This window comes from Streptosporangium sp. NPDC000563, assembly GCF_040299985.1.
In the GTDB taxonomy this organism is placed as follows: Bacteria; Actinomycetota; Actinomycetes; order Streptosporangiales; family Streptosporangiaceae; genus Streptosporangium.
The window spans coordinates 110,969-135,520 of record NZ_JBEPDA010000017.1 but is presented as its reverse complement, the minus strand read 5'-3'; the positions used below and the strand labels follow the sequence as shown (position 1 = coordinate 135,520).

25 protein-coding genes are annotated in these 24,552 nt (G+C 68.3%); 14 read left to right on the top strand and 11 right to left on the bottom strand.

What is annotated here, in order from left to right:
* Positions 1–25: 25 nt before the first annotated feature.
* The 8 genes from aroH to pyrG all read right to left on the bottom strand — a co-directional run bounded on the left by aroH (position 26) and on the right by pyrG (position 8,241).
* Positions 26–385, bottom strand: coding sequence for a chorismate mutase (aroH, locus tag ABT352_RS29610; protein WP_350948236.1), 360 nt, complete (start codon positions 383–385; stop codon positions 26–28).
* A gap of 75 nt (positions 386–460) precedes the next feature.
* Positions 461–2,395, bottom strand: a complete 1,935-nt coding sequence (locus ABT352_RS29605) for a pseudouridine synthase (RefSeq protein WP_350948235.1) — start codon at positions 2,393–2,395, stop codon at positions 461–463.
* Positions 2,395–3,024 carry an SMC-Scp complex subunit ScpB gene (gene scpB / locus ABT352_RS29600; protein ID WP_350948234.1) on the bottom strand — a complete coding sequence of 210 codons (630 nt, stop codon included), beginning with the start codon at positions 3,022–3,024 and terminating at the stop codon, positions 2,395–2,397. The genes ABT352_RS29605 and scpB overlap by 1 nt, the downstream gene beginning before the upstream one ends.
* Positions 3,017–3,850, bottom strand: a complete 834-nt coding sequence (locus tag ABT352_RS29595; RefSeq protein ID WP_350948233.1) for a segregation and condensation protein A — start codon at positions 3,848–3,850, stop codon at positions 3,017–3,019. The genes scpB and ABT352_RS29595 overlap by 8 nt, the downstream gene beginning before the upstream one ends.
* A gap of 30 nt (positions 3,851–3,880) precedes the next feature.
* A complete protein-coding gene (locus ABT352_RS29590; protein ID WP_350948232.1) occupies positions 3,881–4,828 on the bottom strand; it encodes a ParA family protein in 948 nt (315 codons plus the stop codon).
* A gap of 99 nt (positions 4,829–4,927) precedes the next feature.
* The gene (locus ABT352_RS29585; protein ID WP_350948287.1) at positions 4,928–5,854 is read right to left on the bottom strand and encodes a tyrosine recombinase; all 927 of its coding nucleotides are present in this window, start codon (positions 5,852–5,854) and stop codon (positions 4,928–4,930) included.
* Between the two features lie 12 nt (positions 5,855–5,866).
* Positions 5,867–6,490: an NUDIX domain-containing protein gene (locus ABT352_RS29580; protein ID WP_389770175.1), complete on the bottom strand. Its 624-nt coding sequence runs from the start codon at positions 6,488–6,490 to the stop codon at positions 5,867–5,869.
* Positions 6,491–6,570: 80 nt separating this feature from the next.
* The gene (gene pyrG, locus ABT352_RS29575; protein WP_350948231.1) at positions 6,571–8,241 is read right to left on the bottom strand and encodes a CTP synthase; all 1,671 of its coding nucleotides are present in this window, start codon (positions 8,239–8,241) and stop codon (positions 6,571–6,573) included.
* Between the two features lie 186 nt (positions 8,242–8,427).
* On the opposite strand from pyrG, the gene ABT352_RS29570 reads away from it, so the two are divergent.
* The 4 genes from ABT352_RS29570 (at position 8,428) to ABT352_RS29555 (ending at position 11,567) form a co-directional block, all read left to right on the top strand.
* On the top strand, positions 8,428–9,249 hold the full coding sequence (locus ABT352_RS29570) for an acyltransferase (RefSeq protein WP_350948230.1): 822 nt from the start codon (positions 8,428–8,430) through the stop codon (positions 9,247–9,249).
* 28 nt (positions 9,250–9,277) lie between these two features.
* On the top strand, positions 9,278–9,871 hold the full coding sequence (locus tag ABT352_RS29565) for a DUF4126 domain-containing protein (protein WP_350948229.1): 594 nt from the start codon (positions 9,278–9,280) through the stop codon (positions 9,869–9,871).
* Between the two features lie 217 nt (positions 9,872–10,088).
* Positions 10,089–10,703, top strand: coding sequence for a hypothetical protein (locus ABT352_RS29560; RefSeq protein WP_350948228.1), 615 nt, complete (start codon positions 10,089–10,091; stop codon positions 10,701–10,703).
* Positions 10,704–10,967: 264 nt separating this feature from the next.
* Positions 10,968–11,567: a Uma2 family endonuclease gene (locus ABT352_RS29555; RefSeq protein WP_350948227.1), complete on the top strand. Its 600-nt coding sequence runs from the start codon at positions 10,968–10,970 to the stop codon at positions 11,565–11,567.
* A gap of 1 nt (position 11,568) precedes the next feature.
* On the opposite strand, the gene uvrB is transcribed toward ABT352_RS29555, so the two are convergent.
* Complete coding sequence (uvrB, locus tag ABT352_RS29550) at positions 11,569–13,680, bottom strand: excinuclease ABC subunit UvrB (RefSeq protein ID WP_350948226.1); 2,112 nt, start codon at positions 13,678–13,680, stop codon at positions 11,569–11,571.
* Positions 13,681–13,879: 199 nt separating this feature from the next.
* Here uvrB and ABT352_RS29545 point away from each other — a divergent pair, with 199 nt between their 5' ends.
* From ABT352_RS29545 to ABT352_RS29510, 8 genes are all read left to right on the top strand, one after another.
* The gene (locus tag ABT352_RS29545; RefSeq protein ID WP_350948225.1) at positions 13,880–15,505 is read left to right on the top strand and encodes an SPFH domain-containing protein; all 1,626 of its coding nucleotides are present in this window, start codon (positions 13,880–13,882) and stop codon (positions 15,503–15,505) included.
* A complete protein-coding gene (locus ABT352_RS29540) occupies positions 15,505–16,755 on the top strand; it encodes an SPFH domain-containing protein (protein WP_350948224.1) in 1,251 nt (416 codons plus the stop codon). Before ABT352_RS29545 ends, ABT352_RS29540 begins: the two co-directional genes overlap by 1 nt.
* 30 nt (positions 16,756–16,785) lie before the next feature.
* A complete protein-coding gene (locus ABT352_RS29535; RefSeq protein WP_350948223.1) occupies positions 16,786–17,559 on the top strand; it encodes a sporulation protein in 774 nt (257 codons plus the stop codon).
* Between the two features lie 413 nt (positions 17,560–17,972).
* Complete coding sequence (locus ABT352_RS29530; RefSeq protein ID WP_350948222.1) at positions 17,973–18,179, top strand: hypothetical protein; 207 nt, start codon at positions 17,973–17,975, stop codon at positions 18,177–18,179.
* Positions 18,180–18,324: 145 nt separating this feature from the next.
* Complete coding sequence (locus ABT352_RS29525; protein WP_350948221.1) at positions 18,325–19,044, top strand: trimeric intracellular cation channel family protein; 720 nt, start codon at positions 18,325–18,327, stop codon at positions 19,042–19,044.
* Positions 19,045–19,092: 48 nt separating this feature from the next.
* On the top strand, positions 19,093–20,349 hold the full coding sequence (locus ABT352_RS29520; protein ID WP_350948220.1) for an amidohydrolase: 1,257 nt from the start codon (positions 19,093–19,095) through the stop codon (positions 20,347–20,349).
* 169 nt (positions 20,350–20,518) lie between these two features.
* Complete coding sequence (locus ABT352_RS29515) at positions 20,519–21,340, top strand: DUF4259 domain-containing protein (protein WP_350948219.1); 822 nt, start codon at positions 20,519–20,521, stop codon at positions 21,338–21,340.
* Between the two features lie 130 nt (positions 21,341–21,470).
* On the top strand, positions 21,471–22,268 hold the full coding sequence (locus tag ABT352_RS29510) for a neutral zinc metallopeptidase (protein ID WP_350948218.1): 798 nt from the start codon (positions 21,471–21,473) through the stop codon (positions 22,266–22,268).
* Between the two features lie 304 nt (positions 22,269–22,572).
* Here ABT352_RS29510 and ABT352_RS29505 read toward each other — a convergent pair whose 3' ends face one another.
* Entirely contained in the window at positions 22,573–22,791 is a 219-nt protein-coding gene (locus ABT352_RS29505; RefSeq protein WP_350948217.1) for a hypothetical protein, read from the bottom strand.
* Positions 22,788–23,207 (bottom strand): ATP-binding protein, encoded by a 420-nt coding sequence (locus tag ABT352_RS29500; protein ID WP_350948216.1) that lies wholly within the window; start codon positions 23,205–23,207, stop codon positions 22,788–22,790. Before ABT352_RS29500 ends, ABT352_RS29505 begins: the two co-directional genes overlap by 4 nt.
* A 252-nt stretch (positions 23,208–23,459) precedes the next feature.
* On the opposite strand from ABT352_RS29500, the gene ABT352_RS29495 reads away from it, so the two are divergent.
* Both ABT352_RS29495 and ABT352_RS29490 read left to right on the top strand, forming a co-directional pair.
* Positions 23,460–24,287 (top strand): helix-turn-helix domain-containing protein, encoded by an 828-nt coding sequence (locus tag ABT352_RS29495; protein WP_350948214.1) that lies wholly within the window; start codon positions 23,460–23,462, stop codon positions 24,285–24,287.
* Positions 24,269–24,487 (top strand): DUF397 domain-containing protein, encoded by a 219-nt coding sequence (locus tag ABT352_RS29490; RefSeq protein ID WP_350948213.1) that lies wholly within the window; start codon positions 24,269–24,271, stop codon positions 24,485–24,487. The genes ABT352_RS29495 and ABT352_RS29490 overlap by 19 nt, the downstream gene beginning before the upstream one ends.
* The last annotated feature ends 65 nt before the right edge of the window (positions 24,488–24,552 follow it).

Sequence of the window (24,552 nt, the reverse complement as noted above, 5' to 3'; positions counted from 1 at the left end):
TCCGAAATGGTGACGCACGTGGGATTCACTGGGCGATGTCCACGCGCAGGGCGACCGCGCCACGAAGGTAGACGTGCTGGATGTCCTGGCGGGGCCGATCGACGTCGACATGGGCCATCAGCCGCACCACGCGGGGCAGCGCGCCGGGAACGTCGATCTCGGAGGCGCAGATCAGCGGAACGTCGTGAAAGCCGAGCTTGCGGGCGGCCAGAGCGGGAAACTCCGCGGTGAGATCGGGCGTGGCCGTGAAGATCACGCTGATCACGTCATCGGTGGTGAGCCTGTTGCGCCCCATCACCTCCGTCACCAACTCGGTGACGCCGGAGAGGATCTCGTCCCGGTCGTTGGCACCGACCTGGATCGCTCCTCGGATCGCCCGCATCATCGCCGCACCTCCACTTCACCGCGCCGGATCACCCTCAGGGTGATCCGGCGCGTCTCAATACATGTTTCAGGAAGGCTACAACCCGACGGCGGCGTAGAGCTCTCCGACTTCCGTGAGGGTCAGTGCCCGGACGGTGCCCGGCTTGAGGCGGCCGAGCTTGACCGGGCCGAACTCGATGCGTGCCAGGTCGATGACCGGGTGCCCGACCTCCTCCAGCATGCGCCGGACGATGTGCTTGCGCCCCTCGTGCAGCACGATCTCGACCAGGGCCTGCTGGCCGTGCTCCTGGACCAGGGCGAAGGAGTCGGCCTTGGCCAGGCCGTCCTCCAGCTCGATGCCCTTCTTCAGGCGGCGGCCGAGGTCGCGCTCGATCCGGCCGGGAACCTTCGCCCAGTACTTCTTCTGGACACCGTAGCTCGGATGGGTGAGCCTGTTGGCCAGTTCTCCGTCGTTGGTGAGCAGGATGAGGCCCTCGGTCTCGGTGTCGAGGCGGCCCACGTGGAACAACCGCTCGGTGCGGTCGGCCACGAAGTCGGCCAGCGAGGGACGGCCGTCCGGGTCGGACATGGTGCTGACGACGCCGATCGGCTTGTTGATCGCGAGGTAGACCAGGTCGGGCATGGTCGGCAGGCGCTTGCCGTCGACGTGGATGACCTGCCTGGTGGGATCGACCCGGGCGCCGAAGCGGCGGACCACCTGACCGTCGACCGTCACCCGGCCCTCGCCGATCATGTCCTCGCAGGCCCGGCGGCTGGCGACGCCCGCCTGGGCGAGCACCTTCTGCAGCCGGATGCCGTCGGGGACCTCGGTGGTGTCGCGCTCGTCGGTGTAGTCGCGGTCGTAGAAGTCGGAGTCGCGCTTGGGCTGACGGGAGGTCTTGAACCGGTCGTTCGCGATCGTCCCCGGCCTGAGCGGCGCCTTCGCCTTGGGCGCGCGGTCGGCGGCCCGGTCCGAGGGTGCGCGGCGCTCGCCGTACGCCTCGGCGCGGTTGCCGCCGATGGTCTGGATCTCGTCCCGGCGCCCGGTCCTGCCGAAGCGGCCACGGGAACCACCGGCGGGGGCACCACCGCGACCACGGTCGGAGTCGGGCCTGCCACGCGAGCCGTCGCGCTCCGCGCGGAAGCCACCGCGGTCGTCCCGACGCGGGCCGTCGGAACGGTAACCGCCCTGCGAACCACCGAAGGACGAGCCGCCACGATCGTCGCGGCGCGGAGCGTCGGAGCGGTAGCCACCCTGTGAACCGCCGCGGTCGTCGCGGCGGGGAGCGTCGGAGCGGTAACCACCCTGGGAGCCGCCGGAGGGCCGCTCGTACCGGCTCCGCGAACCGTCACGCTCCGCGCGGAAACCACCGCGATCATCGCGGCGCGGAGCGTCGGAACGGTAACCACTCTGCGAACCACCGCGGTCGTCGCGGCGGGGACCGTCGGAACGGTAACCGCCCTGGGAGCCGCCGGAGGGCCGCTCGTACCGGCTCCGCGAACCGTCACGCTCCGCGCGGAAACCACCGCGGTCGTCACGACGCGGACCGTCCGAACGGTAACCGCCCTGCGAACCACCGAAGGACGAACCACCACGATCGTCACGACGCGGACCGTCCGAACGGTAACCGCCCTGCGAACCACCGAAGGACGAACCACCACGATCGTCACGACGCGGACCGTCGGAACGGTAGCCACCGGAGGGCGAGCCACCGCGATCGTCACGGCGCGGGCCTTCGGAGCGGTTACCGCCCCGCGAAGCCCCCTGGGAGCCGCCGGAGGGCCGCTCGTACCGGCTCCGCGAACCGTCACGCTCCGCGCGGAAACCGCCACGATCGTCACGACGGGGACCATCGGAGCGGTAACCGCCCTGGGAGCCTCCACGGGAGGAGCCGGATGAGGATCCGCCTCGGGAGGAGCCTCCCCGGAATCCACCGGACTGCGAGCCCCCACGGGGATTGCCACCGCGCGGGGCTCCGCCACGGCCTTGACCGCGTCCATCACCGGACGGGGTACTGCGCCTGTCGTTCACTACTTCTGCTCCTCTAGGGATTCCATGTCGTCGGGCAGGAAGGGCGCCAGTTCGGGAAGCTCGTCGAGCTCCCTCAGGCCCATCCGCTCGAGAAAATACGAACTTGTCCGGTAGAGCACGGCTTGGCTCTCCGGTTCGGTGCCGGCCTCCTCGACCAGCCCTCTCGTCATCAGCGTGCGCATGACGCCGTCGCTGTTGACACCGCGGATGGCCGCCACCCGGGCCCGGCTCACCGGCTGCCGGTAGGCGACCACGGCCAGGGTCTCCAGAGCGGCCTGGGTGAGGCGCGTCTGCTGGCCGTCGCGGACGAACCGCTCCACGAGCGGCGCGCACTCGGCCCGCGTGTAGAACCGCCAGCCGCCCGCTACCTCTCTCAGGTCGAAACCCCGCCCGGAAGCGGTATATTCCGCCGAAAGCTCACGAATCGCCCGGCTGATCTCGTGGACGGGCCGCTCCAGAACCTGGGCGAGAGTCACCTCCGCGACGGGCTCGTCGACCACCAGCAGGATGGCCTCCAGCCCGGCGCGCAGGTCCGGCTCGGCACTCGGGCCGACCTCGGCCCGCGAACCGGCCTCAGCGCTCGGACCCGCCCCGGCATTCGAACCGGGCTCGGGTGCCAGGTCAGTCATCGGCGGGCTCTTCCTTCTGGCTGTTCAGGGTCTCGTCGTAGTCGTCGGCCACGGCGACGTCGCCGTCGTCGCTGCCGGTCCAGGTCACGTGCAACTCCCCGAGAGGCTCCACCTGCTCGAAGGAGACGGCGGCCTCCCGGTAGAGCTCCAGGACGGCCAGGAAACGCGCGACGACCTCGAAGGTGCCGGCGCAGTCGGAGGTGAGGGCCCGGAAAGTCGCCCGGCGCAACCGCCGCAGCCGCTCGACAAGGATAACCGCCTGCTCGCGGACATTGGCGAGCGGTTGGTAGATGTGGGCCACCGAGACCGACGGGGGCGCCTTGGGGGCGAAGGCCCGCCGGGCGATCTCCGCGAGGCGGTCGGGGCCGATGCCGAGGATCAACTCCGGCAGCAGGCTCGCGAACTCGGCCTCCATCGGCACCGTACGGGGGAAGCGCAGCGCCTCCTCGGCCATCCGGCCGGAGAAGACCTTCACGACCTCCTTGTAGGCCCGGTACTGCAGAAGGCGGGCGAACAGCAGGTCACGGGCCTCCAGGAGGGCGAGGTCCTCCTCGTCGTCGACCTCGCCCGAGGGCAGCAGCCTCGCGGCCTTGAGATCGAGCAGGGTCGCCGCGACGAGCAGAAAGTGACTCGTCTGGTCCAGATCCCACTCCGGGCCCCTCGCCCGGATGTAGGAGATGAACTCGTCGGTGACCTGGCTGAGCGAGACCTCGGTGATGTCCAGCTTGTGCTTGGAGATCAGGCCGAGCAGGAGGTCGAAGGGGCCCTCGAAGACCTCCAGATGCACCTTGAAGGTGCCATCGTCGGTCTTCGGCGGCTCGGTCATCCCTCCATTGTCCCGCACCCGGAGGCGAGATCACTGCTCCAGCGCGGCCCACCTGGCCAGGACTTCCCTCGCCAGTTCGCGGTACGCGCTGGCGCCGAGCGAGGAGGAGTCGAAACTGGTGATGGGCTCACCGGCCACGGTGGCGTCGGGGAAGCGAACCGTCCGGTTGATCACCGTGTGGTAGACCTTGTCGTCGAACGCCTCGACGACCCGGGCCAGCACCTCGCGGCCGTGCAGGGTGCGCGCGTCGTACATGGTGGCGAGCAGGCCCTCGATGACCAGCTCGTCGTTGATGCGCTCCTGGACCTTGATGATGGTGTCCATCAGCAGCGCGACACCGCGCAACGCGAAGAACTCGCACTCCAGCGGCACCATGACGCCGTGCGCGCAGGCGAGCGCGTTGATCGTGAGCAGGCCCAGCGAGGGCTGGCAGTCGATCAGGCACACGTCGTACTCGGGCAGGAGGGGTTTGATCACCCGGCCGAGCACCTGCTCACGGGCGACCTCCGTGACGAGCTGGACCTCGGCGGCCGACAGGTCGATGTTGCTGGGCAGCAGGTCCATGCCCTCGACGCCGGTCTCCAGCAGCACGTCCCTTGCGGTGATCTGCCGCTCCATGAGGAGGTTGTAGACCGTCAGGTCGAGCTGGAGGGGGTTGATCCCGAGGCCGACCGAGAGGGCGCCCTGCGGGTCGAAGTCGACCAGCAGGACCTTGAGCCCGGCTTCGGCCAGCGCGGCGCCCAGGTTGATGGTGGTGGTCGTCTTGCCGACGCCGCCCTTCTGGTTGACCATGGCGACGACCCTCGCCGGCCCGTGCACCGTGCGCGGGGGCGGGTCGGGGAAGACCGGTCGGGGACGTCCGGTCGGGCCGAGGACTCCCCCACTGCGAGGGGTCCCGGCGGTCTTGGTGTCGCCCCAGGGATTCTCGGGGTTTGCCGGGGTCGCTCCCCGGATAGAACCGTCGGCGGTCACAGTCACCAGTCGAACCTCCCTGACGGCCTCTAACCGGACCGTCCGGACGGACACTATGGCGTCAACACGTATGCGGCAAGGCGGCACGCCCGGACATAAGCAAGGTCAATCCCGCGTGCGCGAATGCGCCGTGGCATAGACCTCGCGGAGCTTGTCGACCGTGACCTGCGTGTAGACCTGGGTGGTGGTCACCGAGGCGTGGCCGAGTAGTTCCTGAACCACCCTAACGTCCACACCCCCGTCAAGGAGGTGAGTTGCGAACGAATGTCGCAACATATGTGGCGACACTCCTTCGAGCCCGCCACGCTCGGCGGCGCCCTGAAGGACCTCCCAGGCGCCCTGGCGGGTGAGCCGCCCGCCCCTGGCGTTGAGGAAGAGCCCCGAGGTGCCCCGGCCGTGTGAGGCGATACGGGGCCGCGCGCGGGTGAGGTAGGCGCGCAGCGCCTCCTCCGCGAAGCCTCCCAGCGGCACCAGGCGGGTGCGTCCGCCCTTGCCGCGCAGGCACACCCGCCGGGCCTCGGCACCCAGCTCGACGTCGTCGACGGCGAGCCCCACGGCCTCGGAGATGCGCGCGCCGGTGCCGTACAGCAGTTCGAGCAGCGCCCGGTTACGCAGTGTGAGCGGGGCTCCGTCCGGTCCCGAGGCGGCGATCAGGCGCTCGACGTCGCGGACGCTGATCGCCTTGGGAAGCCGCCTGAGCTGGCGCGGCGAGCGCACCTCGTGGGCCGGGTCGTGCCGGCAGACTCCCTGGCTCAGCGCGAAGCGGTGCAGGCCGCGCACCGCGGAGACGGCCCGCGCCGCCGAGGCGGCGACGAGGGCCTGGTGCTCGCCGTCGCCTTCCCTGAGCGCCGCCACGAAGGCGGCGACGTCACCCTCGGCGATCTGGCCGAAGGTGACGTGGCCGCGCCGCTTGAGATGTTCCACGTATCGCAGGAGGTCACGGCGATAGGAGGCCAGGGTGTTGGCGGCCAGGCCCCGCTCCACGGCCAGGTGGGCGAGGTAACTGGAGAGGACGGCCTCCGTCTCGCTCAGGGTGTCCTCCTGTCATGCCTCCGGTGCGTCGGCGGGCCGCAGTGAGGCGAATCCATCCGCCGAAGCGGCGTATGCGGCGAGAATACCGGTCACGGCTTGGGAATTGTGGATCATTCCCGCCATGGCACGCCGAACCGCGTCGGACAGGGGAATCCACACCACCGGCATGTCGGCCTCCTCATGCCGGTGGACGAAGTCGAGCTCCCCTTCGGGAATGGGGCTGACGTCCCTGGCGAGGAAGATCCGGGTGCGCTCGTCGCTCATTCCCGGCGAGACGAAGGTGTCGACCAGCGTGTGCCAGGTGTCCGCCCGGTAGCCCGCCTCCTCGGCGAGCTCGCGGGCCGCCCCGACCCGCAGGGGCTCGCCCTCGACGTCGCGCAGCCCCGCGGGCAGCTCCCACAGCAGCCGCCGTACGGGGTGGCGGTACTGGCGGATCAGCAGGACCCGGTCCCTGTCGTCGAGGGCCACGACGGCCACGGAGCCCGGGTGGAGGACGTAGTCGCGGTTGACGACCTCTCCGTCCGGCATCACGACCGCGTCGGTGACCCCGGTGATGACACGGGCACGGAAGTGCTCGGTGGAGGAGACGACCTTCCATTCCTCGCAGGCGTCCACGACCTCCAGATCGTCCCTCACCTCTTGAGCCACCGGGATGTCCTGTCTTTTGTCGACCTCGTGGGCCTTCCGGTCCTCCCCGGCACCCGCTCGCGAACCGCTCACTTTCCCCGCCCCGCCTTGGCGACGGTGCCGCGGATGTCGGCGTACGTGAGGGCGGCACCGATCAGGCCCTTGAACAGCGGATGCGCCCGGGTCGGCCGGGAACGGAACTCCGGGTGCGCCTGGGTGCCGATGAAGAAGGGATGGATGTCGGCGGGCAGCTCGGCGTACTCCACCAGGCGGCCGTCGGGCGAGAGGCCGGAGAAGACCATGCCGGCCTTCTCCAGCTGCTCGCGGTAGGAGTTGTTGACCTCGTAGCGGTGACGGTGGCGCTCGTCCACCTTCGCCATGCCGTACAGCCGGCGGGCGAGCGTGTCCTCCCCCAGCCTGGCCGGGTAGAGGCCCAGCCTCATGGTGCCGCCCATGTCGCGCTCGCCGGAGACGACGTCCTCCTGGTCGGCCATGGTGGAGATGACCGGGTGGGTGGTCTCCGTGTCGAACTCGGTGCTTCCCGCGTCCTCGATGCCCGCGAGGTTGCGGGCGGCCTCGATGACCATGCACTGCATGCCGAGGCAGATGCCGAGCAGCGGGATCTTGTTCTCCCTGACGTGCCGGATCGCGCCGACCTTGCCCTCGATCCCGCGTACGCCGAAGCCGCCGGGGACCAGGACCCCGTCGACGCCGTCGAGCTCGCGGGCCGCCCCCTCGGGGGTCTCGCAGTCGTCGCTCTTCACCCAGCGGATGTTGACGCGGGCGTCGTTGGCGAAGCCGCCCGCGCGCAGCGCCTCGGTGACCGACAGGTAGGCGTCGGGCAGGTCGATGTACTTGCCGACGAGCGCGATCGTGACCTCGTTGGCCGGGCGGTGCACCCGGCGCAGGAGCTGCTCCCACTCCTTCCAGTCGACGTCCCTGAAGGGCAGGCCCAGACGGCGCACCACGTAGGCGTCCAGGCCCTCGGAGTGCAGGACCTTGGGGATGTCGTAGATGCTGGCGGCGTCGATGGCGGAGACGACCGCGTCCTCGTCCACGTCGCACATCAGGCTGATCTTGCGCTTGAGCGAGTTGGTGATCGGCCGGTCGGAACGGCACACGATCGCGTCGGGCTGGATGCCGATGCTGCGCAGCGCGGCGACCGAGTGCTGGGTCGGCTTGGTCTTCAGCTCGCCGCTCGGCCCGATGTACGGCAGCAGCGAGACGTGGAGGAAGAACACGTTGTCACGGCCGACCTCGTGGCGGACCTGGCGGACGGCCTCCAGGAAGGGCAGCGACTCGATGTCGCCCACGGTGCCGCCGACCTCGGTGATGACCACGTCCACGTCGGGCCCGGCCATCGACCGGATGCGGTCCTTGATCTCGTTGGTGATGTGCGGGATGACCTGCACGGTGTCGCCGAGATACTCGCCGCGGCGCTCCTTGGCGATGACGTTGGAGTAGACCTGGCCGGTGGTCACGTTGGCCGAGCCGTGCAGCTCGGTGTCGAGGAAGCGCTCGTAGTGGCCGACGTCGAGGTCGGTCTCCGCGCCGTCGTCGGTGACGAACACCTCACCGTGCTGGAACGGGTTCATGGTGCCGGGGTCGACGTTGAGGTAGGGGTCGAGTTTCTGCATGGTGACCCGCAGGCCGCGCAGCTTGAGAAGGCGCCCGAGGCTGGAGGCCGTCAGTCCCTTCCCGAGACTGGAGGCGACGCCGCCGGTGACGAACAGATGCTTGGTGTGTGCGGCGCTGCGCAAGAAGGCTCCCGTGGTCGTTACAGATCGTCGGCTCACCCTTGTGAATGGCCTACAGGTCCACGGGCTCTCAGAATATCAAACGGTGCAGGCGAACTGCCCTAACAACCCCCCACCCGCATTTTTCTCAAACCCAACCAAGCGGTAATTTGATCCGTTATGTCACTTCATGGTGTGGTAAGGCGGGCCATGGGCAGCCTCGTGCACCGGCTCTGGGCGGCGGTTCGCGCGGCCGGCACCATCACCCCCGCCAGCCCCGCCGGATACCGCTTCAGGCGCCTCGGCGAGGGCGCCTGCCTGTCGTTCCCGCCAGGAGCCATCTTCGGCGAGGCCTGGATCGAGATCGGCGACCACACCCTGATCGGCGAGCGGGTCTCCATCTCCGCGGGGATGGGCCCCGGGGTGGACCTGGGCCCGGACTCGATCGTACGGATCGGCGGAAGCTGCTCCATCGGCAGGGGCACCCACATCGTGGGCCACCAGTCGATCGACATCGGCGACGACGTCTTCACCGGCCCGTACGTCTACATCACCGACCAGAACCACGTCTACGACGACCCCGAGGCACCGATCGGCCGCCAGTGGCCGCGCAACAACCCGGTGTCCATCGGGTCGGGATCGTGGCTGGGCACCGGCGCGATCATCCTGCCCGGCACCCGGATCGGCAGGCAGAGCGTGGTGGCGGGCGGGGCGGTGGTGCGCGGGGAGTTCCCCGACCACAGCGTGATCGCGGGCATCCCCGCCAAGGTGGTGCGCCACTACGTGCCCGGCCAGGGCTGGCTGCCGCCCCACCCGGACACCGTGGAGAGCGCGGAAACAGTGGACGCCGTGGAAACGGCGAGGACCGTGCAGGTCACGAGGGTCGCGGAGGGCACAGAGGGCACGGTCGCGGAGGGCACAGAGGGCACGGCCCTCGGGGCCTCGGGGGCGGCGGAGGGCATCGACACCGAGACCGGAGTGATACCCCGCGAGGGGACGGATCGGGATCGATCGACGGCCGGTAACCGTTGAAGGGGGAGAGAGACACTACGGAGGTGCGATGCTCGCGGCACTGACGGGCCTTGGACTCTCCACGGCGGCCGGGCTCAACGCCTACATCCCGCTGCTGGTGGTCGGCCTGCTCGCCAACTTCACCGACCAGGTACGGCTGCCGCAGGAGTTCGCCTGGCTGTCCAACGGCTGGGTGCTCGGGATCATCGGCGTGCTGCTCCTGGCGGAGTTCGTGCTCGACAAGGTCCCGGTGGTCGACAGCGTCAACGACATGATCCAGACCGTCGTCCGCCCCGCCTCCGGCGGCGTGGTCTTCAGCGCCACCGAGGCGGCGGCCCGGCTGGACGGCTCGACCTGGATGAGCCACAACCCCTGGCTCAGCTGGGTCCTGGGGATCGCGATCGCCCTGGCCGTACACACCATGAAGGCGGTCACCAGACCCGTGGTGAACACCACCACGGCCGGGGTGGGCGCCCCCGTGGCCAGCACGGTCGAGGACGCCGGATCACTGGGCATCGCCCTGGTGGCGATCTTCCTACCGGTCCTGGTCATCGTGATGGTGGCGGGACTGGCGCTGTTCGCCTGGTGGGCGACCCGCAGGATACGACGACGACGGCGAACGGCCGTCCCGAGCCCACGATGAGACCGCGTCCACGCGCCCGCGTCACGGGCCACACCGGACATCACGCCGCGATCCCCACCAGAGACGGTGCCATGGTGCCCTTCACGGTTGACGCCACGCCCTCCGCAGGGCGCGCGGCACCCCCGTCCGCGCCGACCGGCTCCGTAGGGTTCGAGCACCGCGTGAGGATCGCGGCGCGGGCTATGCTCGAAACATCCCGTCCAGTCCCCGCAGGGAGGTGGCTCCGATCGGCGATTTCCTCATCGTCCTGATGGTGATCCTGCTGTTCTTCCTTCTCCTGGGAGCGGCCGGGATCTACCTGCTGGTCAAGATCGGCAAGAAGGCCACGAAGAAGGCGAGGAGCGTCTCCACCAGGGTCGCCAATCACGTGGCGGCGATGGGCACCGGCGACGCCGCGGAGACCGAGCGGATGCGCCTCGACCTGCGGCGCGAGGTCTCCCTCACCCGCCAGGCCGTCGACCACGCGCTGCGCGACGGCTGGGGCCTGGGCGACCTGCCCCACCTCGTGGCCGAGATCGCGGTGCACGCCGAGCAACTCGACGCCCAGCTCGCCCACTACGCCCAGGAACGCCGGGTCTCGCCCTACGTCGACCACACGGCGCTGGACCGCCTGCGTGAGCACCACGCCAAGCTGACCACCTCCTGCGCCAGGATCAGGGCCGACCTGCGCAACGACCAGATGGCGCACTCGGCCGGGAGCATCGACGCGATCCAGGGCCGCACCGACCTGGAGATCGAGGCGCGCCGCCGCGCCCCCGACCCCCTGGAACAGATCGACGAGCTCTACAACCGCACGATGGTCAACCGCGCCCGCCCCGACGACTCCCGCTGAGTATTCCGGCTGCCTGTGAGTGTGCTTCGGTAAGCGCACTCTCAGGCGACTTCCGACGTGCGCGGGAGCGTTCGACGTTTCCGGGATTCCCGTTTCGCCCCTCACTGCGGCTCTCACCGTGAGGGGACCACCGCCGGGCAGATCACCGGCGAAACCCGTCTCCCCCTGTGGTCACCGCATCTCGAACGACGCACGCGCCGCACACGGTGAGTGGCAAAATGACTCCGCCAGGTAATGCTCTCGGGTGTCGCCGAAGGGGTTCTGATGACAGCTGTTTTCCCCGAATGGTTCTACCCGGGGCCGGCAGGCGGGTGGACCGCCGACATGCTCGATCACCTTCCCCCCGACGCACCCCATCATGTCGAACTGATCGACGGGTCGCTCATCATGAGGCCTCCGCAGACCGCCTTCCACATGTTCGCCGTCAATCTGATGACCGACCAGCAACGCGGCATACGACCACCGGCTCATCTCATGATCGTTCGCGAGATGACCGTGACCCTGGGGATGAGACAGCGACCCGAGCCCGACATCATGGTGGTGGCGAGCTCCGCCCTGACCAGCCTGAGAACGACCTCGTTCAAGCCTGAGGACGTGCACCTGGTGGTCGAGGTGGTCTCTCCCGAGTCGCTGGAGCGAGACCGCACCACCAAGCCGATCAAATACTCCGGCGCCGGGATCAGGCACCTGTGGCGCGTGGAGCAGGAGGACGACAAACCCGTCGTCTACACCTTCGAGCTGGAACCCTCCGTCAAGGCCTACGTCCCCACGGGCATTCACCGGGAGCGGTTGAAGACGGACATCGGCTTCGACGTCGACATCGATCTCGACCTCGGAAGGTTCATCGGCTCGGAAGACTCGTGAATCAGGAGACTCCCGCCTCGCGCATGTCGCGCACCTCGCGCTTGAGCTCCTTGATCTCGTCGCGGAGCCGGGCGGCGACCTCGAACTGCAGGTCGGTGGCGGCCTGGTGCATCTGCTCGGTGAGCGACTCCATCAGCGCCTCCAGCTGAGCCCTGGGCATCTCTCCGGCGATCGCCCTTGCGTGCTGGCCCGCCTGCTTGACCGCGAAGCCCGGGACGGGGGCCTTGCCGCGCGACTGCTGACGGCCGCTGCCGCCGAGGAGCTGGGCGGTGTCGGCGTCCTCGCGGTTGAGCGAGTCGAGGATGTCGGCGATCTTCTTGCGGAGCGGCTGCGGGTCGATGCCGTTGGCCTCGTTGTAGGCGATCTGCTTGGCCCGGCGGCGGTTGGTCTCGTCGATCGCCCGCTCCATGGAGGGGGTGACCCGGTCGGCGTACATGTGCACCTGGCCGGAGACGTTTCTGGCCGCGCGGCCGATGGTCTGGATCAGGGAGGTCTCCGAGCGCAGGAAGCCCTCCTTGTCGGCGTCGAGGATGGCCACCAGCGAGACCTCGGGCAGGTCGAGGCCCTCGCGGAGCAGGTTGATGCCGACCAGCACGTCGAACTCGCCCATCCGCAGCTCGCGCAGCAGCTCGATGCGGCGCAGGGTGTCGACCTCGCTGTGCAGGTAGCGGACCCGGATGCCGAGCTCCAGCAGGTAGTCGGTGAGGTCTTCCGACATCTTCTTGGTCAGCGTGGTGACCAGGACCCGCTCGTCCTTCTCCGTGCGGGTGCGGATCTCGTGGACCAGGTCGTCGATCTGCGACTTGGTCGGCTTCACGATCACCTCGGGGTCGATCAGCCCGGTCGGCCGGATGACCTGCTCGACCACGTCGCCCTTGGAACGGCCCAGCTCATAGGAGCCGGGGGTGGCCGACAGGTAGACCGTCTGTCCGATCCGCTCCAGGAACTCCTCCCACTTCAGCGGGCGGTTGTCCATCGCGGAGGGCAGGCGGAAGCCGTGGTCGACGAGCGTGCGCTTGCGGGAGGCGTCTCCCTCGTACATCGCGCCGATCTGCGGGACGGTCTGGTGGGACTCGTCCAGGACCAGCATGAAGTCTTCGGGGAAGTAGTCGAGCAGGGTGTTGGGTGCGCTGCCCGGGGTGCGCCCGTCCATGTGGCGCGAGTAGTTCTCGATGCCGGAGCAGGTGCCGATCTGGCGCATCATCTCCAGGTCGTAGGTGGTGCGCATGCGCAGCCGCTGGGCCTCCAGGAGCTTGCCCTGGCGCTCCATCGTCTCCAGGGTCTCGGCGAGCTCGGCCTCGATGCCCCGGATCGCGCTCTCCATCCGCTCGGCGCCCGCGACGTAGTGGGAGGCGGGGAAGATGTAGAGCTCGGTGTCCTCGGTGATGACCTCGCCGGTGAGCGGGTGCATGGTCGCGAGCTTCTCGATCTCGTCGCCGAACATCTCGATCCGGACGGCGAGCTCCTCGTACTTGGGGATGATCTCGACGGTGTCGCCGCGCACCCGGAAGGTGCCCCGGGTGAAGGCCATGTCGTTGCGGGTGTACTGCATGTCGACCAGGCGGCGCAGCAGGGTGTCGCGGTCGATCTCCTGGCCGACCTTGAGCCTCACCATGCGGTCGACGTACTCCTGCGGGGTGCCGAGGCCGTAGATGCAGGAGACGGAGGCCACCACGACCGTGTCTCGGCGGGTCAGCAGCGAGTTGGTCGCCGAGTGGCGCAGCCGCTCGACCTCCTCGTTGATCGAGGAGTCCTTCTCGATGTAGGTGTCACTCTGCGGGACGTACGCCTCGGGCTGGTAGTAGTCGTAGTAGGAGACGAAGTATTCGACCGCGTTGTTGGGCATCATCTCGCGCAGCTCGTTGGCGAACTGGGCGGCGAGCGTCTTGTTGGGCTGGATGACCAGGGTGGGCCGCTGGAGGCGCTCGATCAGCCAGGCGACGGTGGCGGTCTTGCCCGTGCCCGTGGCACCCAGCAGGACGTTGTCCCTGTCACCGGCCTTGACGCGCCGTTCGAGCTCGGCGATCGCGGCGGGCTGGTCGCCCGAGGGGGTCATGTCGGTGACGACCTCGAAGGGTGCCACCCTGCGCTGCAAATCTGTTACCGGCCTCACCTGTCCCACTGTAGGCGGCGTGACCGACAATTCTTCCTCACAGGTCCACGTACGAGTGGGCAGGTGTCAACCGCGTGGCAAGCGATCCGCAAGTCGGATCCCCTTTACTGTCCCGCGTGCCAACGATCACAAAGCGTGATATATCGAGCTCTCGACGTATCCCGAACCTGGAGGTGTGATGTCCCGCCCAAGAGAAGCCATGCAGTACGCGAGAGCCGCGGCGCAAACCATAGGACAGGGGGGCGACGTACGCCAGATGGTCGGGCAGGCCGTGGGGCAGTACGCCGGCCAGTCCGCGGGGCAGTACGCCGGGCAGGTGGCCGAGCAGGTGGCCGGACAGGGGCAGGCCAGAGGCACCAGGTCCGCCGGTGACGGGAGCTTCTCCCTCGACCCCTCCGACTTCATGGCCGCCCGTGATCAGGGATCCTCCATGGGCACGATCATCGAGGCCCGCAGCGCCGCGCTCAACGAGGCCGGGGAGATCGTCAACCAGAGCTTCAGCGGCAGGGGCCCCGCCGGGGAGCCGGTCCACGTCATCTCCCCCGTGGTCATCCCCAAGAGCACCACCGCCAGGGTGGTCGTCCCGCTCGTCGTGCTGGCCGGGCTCGGCCTGGTCGGGCTCGTCGCCACCGGGCTGCCCGACGCCTTCCGCGTGCTGTTCGGCCCGCACTACTGGGCCGTGCTGGTGCTCGCCGCGGCGTTCCTGTGGTGGCGCAGGAGCGTGGTCATGGTGCCCGAGGGCTGCAAGGCCCTGATCACGAAGTTCGGCAAGCTCGTGACCATCGCCGAGCCCGGCCGGGTGACGCTGTTCAACCCGTGGAAGCGGGTCAGCTACATCGTCAACACCACCCGTGAGTATCCCTTCAACGCCCCCATCCGCGAGGCCCCCACCCAGCAGGGCGTCAAGGCGAGCGTCGACCTGTTCCTGCAGTTCCGGATCGAGAACCCCGCCGAGTTCATCTTCGTGCTCGGCTCGGTGAGCGGTTTTCAGGCCAAGCTGCAGAACGCCGTCAGCGAGGTCACCCGCTCCCTCATCTACGCCCAGCGCGCCGAGGAGATCTACGACCTGGTGGGCGAGAGCACCATGGGCATGCTGGACAACCTCAACCAGCAGTTCATGCCCGCCGTGCGCCTCACCGACGTCAACATCACGCACGCCGAGCCCTCCAGCCAGGAGTACCGGATGGACCTGGCGGCCCCCGAGATGATCAGGGTCGCGAAGGAGGCGTACACCTACGAGTACGAGCTGCAGCTGCGCAAGGAGCAGAACGAGGGCGACCTGATCAGGGAGCTCGCCGGGCTGCAGGAGCAGCTGTCGGCCATCCACGCCGAGATCGCCGGGCACCAGGCCAGGATCGACACCGCGTTGGAGCGTGCCTCCCACCAGGCCAAGGCCCAGGGCGGCCAGCGGCTGGTGGAGGCGGAGTCCATCGCGAAGGCGAACGCGGCGCTGCTTGAGGCCCAGGCGCTGGACATCCGCTCGCTGAGCGCCGCCGAGGCGCCGGAGATCCTCGACTACCGCTTCCAGCAGGACCTGCTCGACAAGCTGGAGTCCGTCGCCTCGCACCTGCCCCGCCTGGTGCAGGTCGGCGACACCGTCGACATCGACCTGCTCGCCCTCGCCAGGCAGTTGGTCGGCAACCCCGAGGCCCAGCTGTTCTCCCAGGCGGACATGGCCGCGATCAGGGCACGGATGATCGAGATCGGCGACCGTGTCGAGAGGCGCGGGGCGGAGATCAGCTCCCTTCTCAACCCGCCCGCCGACACCACCGTCCCCATCCCCGTCCCCGTCGCGGGACGCGTCGCGCAGGAAGATGAGGTCTGATGAGCGGCAGAGAGTTCTCCAAGATCAAGGAATCCCTCGCCTCCTGGTCGGAGATCCGCCAGCTGCTGCGCGGCGGCGAGTCCGGCCAGCTGGTCCCCGTGGTGATCCCCAAGGACCGCCGCGGCTTCGCCTGGGTGACGCTGCTCTTCTTCTCCCTGTACCTCGCCGGTACGGCGGCGTTCGCCGGAGGGGCGCTCTCCTTCCTCGCCGCGATCGGAGCGGTGTTCTCACTGATCGCGGCACTGGTGTGGCTGTGGCGCCGGGCGATCATCGAGATCGAGGAGGGCACCACCGGCGTGCGCAGCCGGTGGGGCGCCATCGTCGGCACGCTGCCCCCCGGGCGCCACTACCTGTGGCTGCCGTGGGACCGGGTGGACGCGGTGGTCGACACCTCCACCGAGATCCCCTACTCCGCGCCGATCGTCGCCTGCCCGACGGCGGAGAACGTCCCGCTCAAGTCGATCGAGTTCTTCCTGAAGTTCCGCATCGTCGACCCTGTCGCCTTCGTCCGTACGATCGGCGCCGGCAACTTCGACCTGGTGCTCAGCAGCGCCGTACAGGACGCCATCCGCCAGCGCAGCCGCCGGGTGAACACCGAGCGCGCCTACGACCTGCGCGGCTCCGACGTCGGCGACATGCAGGAGCTCCTCACCCGCCAGCTCGGCCGGTACGGCGTGCGCATCACCGGCGCCAACATCCCCGACGTGCAGTTGCCCGACCAGTACCAGCAGCACCTCGCCACCCGCGAGAAGGTCGCCAAGGAGCTGTCGGCGTTCGAGCGCGAGTGGGAGCTCACCCGCAAGCGCAGGATCGACACCCTGCTGATGGAGATCGAACGTTCCAAAAAGACGCGGGACGCGCGTATCGTCGAGGTCAGAGCAGCCGCCAACACCGCGCGTAAGGACGTGGCCCGCATGCTGGAGGAGCACGAGACCGAGGCGCAGCGGGTGCGCTGGGAGATCGAGGCGAAGGGCCGGGCCGAGCTCACCTCCGCCGAGAACGAGGCGAAGGGGCTGCGCAGGCTCGCCGACTCCTACCGCGACAACCGCGCGGTGCTCCAGTACGAGCTGGCCCGCCGCAGGCTCGACGTGGGCGCCAAACTCGCCGACAGCGCCCCGCGTCCCGTCGTCGTCCGCACCTCCGGCGCCTCCGGCGACCCCTCCGTACTGTCCACCATGCTTCTGGCCCAGATCCTGCCCGAGCTGAGCAGCGGCAACGGCCAGACCAAGCCACAGAGTCAAACCCCCTGATGAGAAATTCTCCAGACCCCAGGAGTCCAGATGGTGTTCCGTAAGCTGATGGCCGCGTTCGGCGCCGGTGTCGAGGTCGACACCGTGCTGCAGAACTCGCACGTGCGGCCCGGCGAGGTCCTGCGCGGGCAGGTCAACTTCCGCGGAGGCGGCTCCGACTACAAGGTGGAGGGCATCTTCATCGACTTCACCGCCGTCGTCGAGGTCGAGAGCGGCGACAGCGAGTACAAGTCGACGTACAGCTTCCTGCGCCAGCAGATCACCGGGCCGTTCCACCTCGCCGCGGGCGCCCCGCAGTCGGCCCCCTTCCAGATCCAGGTCCCCTGGGAGACCCCGATCAGCGCCGTCGGCGGCCACCCGCTGCACGGTATGAAGCTCGGCGTCTCCACCGAGCTCGCCCTCGCCGGCGCGCTCGACAAGGGTGACCTCGACCCGCTGTTCGTCAACCCGCTGCCCGCCCAGGACCACCTGCTCGGCGCGCTGGACCGGATGGGCTTCCGCTTCAAGAAGGCCGACCTGGAGCGGGGCACCCTGCACGGCTCGCGGATGCCGTTCTTCCAGGAGATCGAGTACTACGCCGGCGGCGAGTACCACCGCCACTTCAACGAGCTTGAGCTCACCTTCATCTCCGGCCCCCAGGCGATGGACGTCATCCTGGAGGCCGACAAGCGCGGCGGCTTCCTGTCCTCCAGCCACGACACCTACAGCCGCTTCACCGTCCACTACAACGACCACCCCGGCCAGGTCGAGCAGTCGCTGCGCGCCGGCCTGCAGGCCATGGCCCAGCGGCGCGGCTGGTTCTGACCTTTCACGCACGCGGCCGGGCCCCCTCATCCGGGCCCGGCCGTTTCGCGTTCCGGAGGGTCCGTCCGGCTCGGCGATGCCAGGGGAAGCGTGTTCGATCTCCCATCGGACCCCGGCGGCTTACCGAATACAGCTATATGACCTAATGACCATGAAAATTCGCACGATCATGGCGGCGACAGCCGTCTCCGTTCTGCTCTTCCCCGGTACGGCCACCGCCTCGGCATATCCGGTCGAGGACGCCCCGCTCCTGACCGGCAACCCCCTCTACACCGTCGGCAGGCTCCCCGTCGCGAAGTGCGCCGGGAAACCCGCCAAGGGCAGCAGCCTCGCCTCGGTCAAGAAGCACGTCAACGCGCTCATCACCTGCATGAACGACACCTGGCGCCCCTACCTGAAGAAGGCTGTCGTTCGTGCCGCCCGTGGTGGAGACGTACGGGACCGCTCTGGAGGCGAAGTCCGAGCGCTACCGCTTCGGGGCCAAGCCGGACGCCGCCAAGAGCAAGATCCGCCATCTCGGCAAGGGCACCAACCTCGTCTACTGGACCAAGCGGGACTACTCCACCGCCACCCCCGGGTCATGCAAGACCTGGACCGCTCCTGCCGGCAAGGTCTCGTAGCCCGCTCCCACGAGATCTCCGAGGTGGCCCAGGCCATCGGCGACCTCCACGGGGCCCTGATTGAAGCGACATCACAGACGCAAGGTCGACCAGCTGCCGCGGCGGACCGACGGAGTAGGCTCGTCCCATGTCCATTGTGTCTGCAATGTCGACTTCTTCGACTTTTGTCGGGGTTGATATTGCGACGCGTTACCTGGACCTCGCCGGCGTCTTCTCGTGCGCGCTGCTCGGTGGCGCCGTGGCCCGTACGGTCGGCTTGGACCTGTTCGGGTTCTTGGTAGTCGGCATGGTCTCCGGCCTGGGCGGAGGCGTGATGCGGGACGTGCTGCTGCAGCACGGCACACCGGTCGCCCTGACCGACTACGCCTACCTGCTGACCTCCTTCGCCGGTATCGTGATCGCCTTCCTCATCCGTGTCAGCGAACAGTCCTGGAACCGGCTGTTCACCGCGCTCGACGCCGCGGTGATCGGATTCTGGGCGGTCGCGGGCGCCCAGAAGACGCTGGCGGTCGGCCTGGGCTGGCTCCCGGCCATCCTGCTGGGCAGCCTCACCGCCGTCGGCGGCGGCGCCCTGCGCGACGTCATGCTCGGCCGGATACCCGCCGTGTTCGGCGGCAACGGCCTGTACGCCACCGTCGCCCTGGCGGTCGCCGCAGTCACGGTGCTCTGCTCGTACCTCGGCATCCCCAAGATCGGCATCGGCCTGGGCATCGCCTTGGCCCTGCTCTTCCGGATCACCGCCGTGCACTACGGCTGGAACCTGCCCAACGGCCTGAACTGGCAGCCCCACTCCAAACTGGTCACGCTGATGCGACGCCGCTACCGCCGCGGGGGAAAGTCCCAGTCGCGCAAGGAGTCCTCATGACCTCCTCCCCACAGCTGAAGCCGGGGGACTCCACGCTGGAGGTATCTGATGCCCAACCGTGCCCACACCGTACTGACCGGCCTCGACGGCATCCGCTCCGGCCTGGAGGACCTCTACAGGGACCTGCACGGACACCCCGAACTCGGCCTGCGGGAGCACCGCACGGCGAAGAAGGCGTCCGACGCCTTGCGGGACCTCGGCTATGAGGTCGTCGACGGCGTCGGCGGCACCGGCGTGATCGGGATTCTGGCCAACGGCGAGGGCCCGATCGTCATGGCCCGCGCCGACATGGACGCCCTTCCGGTACGCGAGCAGACCGGCCTGCCCTACGCCTCCACGGTCACCGTGACCGGCGACGACGGCACCGAGCAGCCGGTTACGCACGCCTGCGGGCACGATGTGCACGTGACCTGCCTGATCGGCTGCGCACGGCTGATGGCCCAGGCCAAGGATGCCTGGCGGGGCACCTTCGTGGCGCTCTTCCAGCCCTCGGAGGAGAACGGCGACGGCGCCGATGCCATGATCAACGACGGTCTGACGTCCACATCGCCCCGACCCGACGTGATACTCGCCCAACACGTCCTGCCCTATCCGGCCGGCTATGTCGGCACCCGCTCCGGATCGTTCCTGTCGGCCGCGGACAGCCTGCGCGTCACCGTCCACGGCCGGGGCGCGCACGGCTCCATGCCCCAAGCCGCGGTGGACCCCGTGGTGCTGGCCGCGATGATCGTCGTGCGCCTGCAGGCCATCGTCTCCCGGGAACTGGCCGCCACCACCCCCGCCGTCGTCACCGTGGGCAGCCTCCACACCGGCACCGGCTTCAACGTCATCCCCGACAGCGCCGTCATCCAGCTCAACGTCCGCACCTACGACGACGCCTCGCGCACCCAGGTCCTGCACGCGATCGAGCGGATCGTCAGGGCTGAGTGCGAGGCGTCCGGGTCGCCGAAAGCACCCGAGATCGAGAAGATCGCCACCTTCCCGCCCACGGTCAACGATGAGGCCCCGACCCGGCGCGTCGCCGAGGCATTCGCCGCCCACTTCGGCGACGACGCGCACACCATCGACCTGCAGACCGCCAGCGAGGACATGAGCGAGATCCCTAAAGCGTTCGGCGCGCCGTTCACCTACTGGGGCATCGGCGGCATCGACCCCGCCCGGTACGCCCAGGCCGCCAGGAACGGCACCGTCGCCCAGGACATCCCGGTCAACCACAGCCCCACCTTCGCCCCCGTCATACAGCCCACCCTGGACACCGGTGTCAGCGCCCTGACCGTCGCAGCCCTCGCCTGGCTCGGCACGTGAGGGTGAGCAGGAGGGTGTGACGCTCGGAGTCAGCGAGCCAGTCGTCGATGTCGTGAATCCTCCGTCGTTCCAGCACGGTCTCGTAGCCCGCTCCCGGGCTCCCATCGCCGGGCCGGCGCGCGATCGGCACGTACGATGATCGCCCAACCCCCGGGAAGGAATCTATGGCATGGACGACCGGCCCCCTCTCTTCGGGGAGCCCTTCGACAGTGACGATGCCTCCGACGCCATCGCGGACCTGGAGGGGGAGGACGACGTCGCCGCGGCGATGGCGGAGGCGCTTGACGCGTTCGTCCGCGACAACGAGGAGTACGTCGAGGAGGGCGCAGTGGAGGAGGCCCTGGCGTTCGCGTGCCTGGTCGCCGCCCGGATCTCCGGCATCGCCCCAGACGAGGCCGCCCATCACTGGCTGGACCGCATCCCCTTCATCGTCTCCGAGAGCCTGCGGCGGCCGGCCGTAGCCGCGTTCGCTCTGGCCACCCGTTCGCGGGACAACTGGCTCGGCGAAGTCCGGGCCGGGGACTGGCAGGTGTTCCTGGAGCACCTGGAGCCCTACCGTAAAGCTCTCCACGGGGAGCCACAGGACCCGCCCGCCCCGTTCGTGCCGGACTTCTCCGGTCAGAAGAGGCAGTGGTTGCAGGCGTACTGGAGCATCGGCGACCGAAGCCTGCCGCACGACGCCATCTACGCGGACGTGGCGGAACGCCTCGTCCTGGCCGTCAACGAGGCATCGGCCTGGCTCGCGTGGTGGCGTCCCGCCGGACTGCAGAAGCTCACTGTTTTCGGGGAGCTCAAGCCGGGCGCGTACACGGAGCGGATCTCTCGTGGCCGCACCACGGCCGAAGCCTGGATCGGTTTCGGCCACCCTCACGAGGGTTTCGGAGAATCCGTCACCCAGCAGGTCTTCGACGATGCCCACCAGGCTCTGGCCGCCGTGAGCCGCTATCTCCGCCTCGATCCCGTCCCCCGGCTTCCCACCCTGCCGGGGTGACACCAGGTTTTCGTCCGCCAGTCGGGTCCAACCGGCGTAGGGAAGCCAGGCGCGAGGCATTGTCTAGCTTGCCCAGATATGCAGTAAATTAGCTGATCAAGTGCTGCTATATGCCCTAATGTCGGTGACTATGAAAATCCGCACGATCATGGCGATGGCCGTCGCCTTCATTCTGCTTTTCCCAGGTACGGCCACCGCCTTCGCATATCCGGTCGAGGACGCCCCGCTCCTGACCGGCAACCCCCTTTACTCCGCCGGCAAGCTCCCCGCCGCGAGCTGCGCGAGGAAACCCGCCAAGGGCAAGAGCCTCGCCTCGGTGAAGAGGCACGTCAAAGCGCTCGTCACCTGCATGAACGACACCTGGGGCCCCTACTTGAAGCAGGCCGACCTGTCGTTCGTAGCGCCCAAGGTGGAGATGTACGGAACCACCCTGGAGAAGAAGTACGAGCGCTACTGCTTCGGGGCCAAAATGAATCCCGCCAAGTCGGAGGTGGTCCACTGCTTCGGGACCTTCCTCTCCGTGCATATCCGTCCCGACTGGATCAAATCTTCCGACGACGTCCCGATCTTCGCGGAGTTGAGTTCCGCCTACGCCGAGCACGTGCTGAGCCTGGTCGACATCACCGAGGGCTACAACGCCCTGCACGCCGACAACGGCGACGAGATCCTGGAGCAGCTCCGCCGCTTCAACCTGCAGGCGAAGTGTCTGGGCGGAGTGACCGCGAGGAGCATGTGGTCCGCCCTCGGCTACCCTGCCAAGGACGCCCGCCGTCTGTTGGACCTCGCCAAGGCCGAGGCCGACCCCAAGGGCAAGCCCCGTTACTTCGGCAAGAGCGCCAACCTCGTCCACTGGACCAAGCGGGGTTACTCCACCGCCAACCCCGGATCCTGCAAGACCTGGACGGCTCCTTCCGCCAAGGTCTCGTAACCGATTTCCTGGGCTTCCTGGCTTCCCGGGGTTTCCACCATCACGGCGGCGCCCCACGCCACCCCCGCGTGACCGGCCCGGCTTCCGTTTTCCGGAATCCAGGCCGGCCTCTCGGGGGTCTCGCCTTTTCTCGGGGCGGATTGAATCCGGCAGGCGATGATCGGCGTTCTCGGAATCCTCCTCGGAAATTCGAACGATCGTTGATCGCAATTCGCCGCGCCTGTCGCCTCATCTGCGTGCGAAGAACCGCGACCGGAGCCGGAGAAGAACCCGCCCACACCGGTTTCCCCTGCCGCTTCTCGGGTCATTGTGCCGGCAGCCGATTCTCACGTTCGTTCTCGGCCGCCAGGCGACGCGCCATTTCACCGAGAGTGGCCGCGCACAGTACGTTGGACAGGCCGCTCTCCTCGGACAGGCTGTGTCGGCGTACCGCGTGATATCCGCCTTCAGCCGCCTCTGAGATGAGCCAGTACCTGCCGTACCTGGCGACGAGGATGGCGATCTCGCCCGGTCCCCCGGTCACCGCCGCGCCAGTCGGAACCAGACGATCCGGCCCGCCGCGCCCTCGTGCCAACCCCAGGCCAGGGCCACCTCGCTCACCAGCCAGAGCCCACGGCCTCCCTCGGCCTCCTCGTCCGGCTCGGCCGGGATCTCGGGTGCGCAGGTGGCGGAGCCCTTGTCTGCCACCGCTATCTGGATGGTCTCACCGCAGTTCGCGACCACGACCGTCACCAGTCCGCCGACGCGTCCCGACTCGGAGTGCCTCACCGCGTTCGACACCAGCTCGCTGACCAGAAGCTCGGCGTCATAGGTATCCCGTCGCCCCGAGTTCTCCAGCACGTCCCTGACATATCGCCGGGCCGCACCGACCGACTCGGCCACCCCTGGCAGCTCGACACTGCCCAGCAGACCGAGCACGGGAACCGCTTCGGCACCCATTGGACCACCGCCATTCCTGCGAGGTGCCAGACGTCATAAATTCGCCTGTCACAATGTCTCCGCTAACCGGGCGAATTGTCCATTTAGTTCTTTGACATCGTCCGGATAAAAGCTTGGCACCATAGAGTGCGCAGAGTTAGGCTGCCGTTACAGAAAGAATCGGCCGACAAATGAACGACTAACCCCTACACCCGGTGTAGTAATTTGTCATTTATTCGACGGCCGGCGTCATCGAAACGTTGGAGTGATGACATGGGAAACGGCTTCGACCCACATCTGACCCCGGCCCAACGCTTCGGCCGCGAGCTCGGCCGAGCCCGCAGGGAGGCGGGCCTGTCACAGGAGCGGCTCGGCATCCACCTGGGCGTCTCGACATCGCTCATCGGACACATCGAGACCGGCAACCGGAAGCCCGGCCTCGACATGGCGGCCCGCTGCGACGAGCTCTTCAAGACGGACGACCACTTCACCCATCTCTGCCGAAACATCACCGCCCCCACCGGGCCACGCTGGTACGTCAGATGGTCCGAGGAGATCGAGCCCCGCGCCCGCGTGCTGCGCTGCTGGGACCCGCTCCTGGTCCCCGGCCTGCTCCAGACGGAGAACTACGCGCGAGCCGTATTCCGCGGCGACTTGGCCACCTCGGAACAGGAGGTCGAAGACCAGGTCAGCGCCCGCATGCGACGGCAAATCATCCTCACAAAGGACGGTCCACCCATGCTGTGGGCGCTTCTCGACGAGTGGATCCTCCGTCGCCCCATCGGAGGCCGGGAGGTCATGTACGAACAGCTCGACCATCTCGCTACCGTCGCCGGTCGGCAGAACGTGAAAGTGCAACTCGTCCCTCACGACACCTTCTGCACTGCGGGCCTGATGTCCGGATTCGTACTCGCCCAAATGCCGGACGCACCGACCGCCGTCTCCATAGAGTCTGCCGGCGAAGGCGAAGTGTCAGCGGAGCACAATCTGGTAACCACCGTATGGGACAGATATGACCGGCTTCGGGCAGAAGCACTTCGTTCCAGCCTGTCGCTAGAAATGATCAAAGAAGCGAGGGACCAATGGAAGCAACAGACCTGACCGGCCCCGACCTCTCCAACGCCACCTGGAAGAAGAGCTCCCTCAGCGGCGGAAGCGGCGGAAACTGCGTCGAAGTCGCCAACCTCCCCCGAACCATCGCCATCCGCGACAGCAAAAACCCCACCGCCCCGGCCCTCGTCCTCTCTCCGGGCGAATGGGGTGCTTTCCTGTCCGCCGTGAAGTCGGGCCGGTTCGACTGACCGGCAGAGCCATCCCGGCTCTCGCCTCCGAACACGCCAACGGCAGAAAGCGTCCAGAACGACGG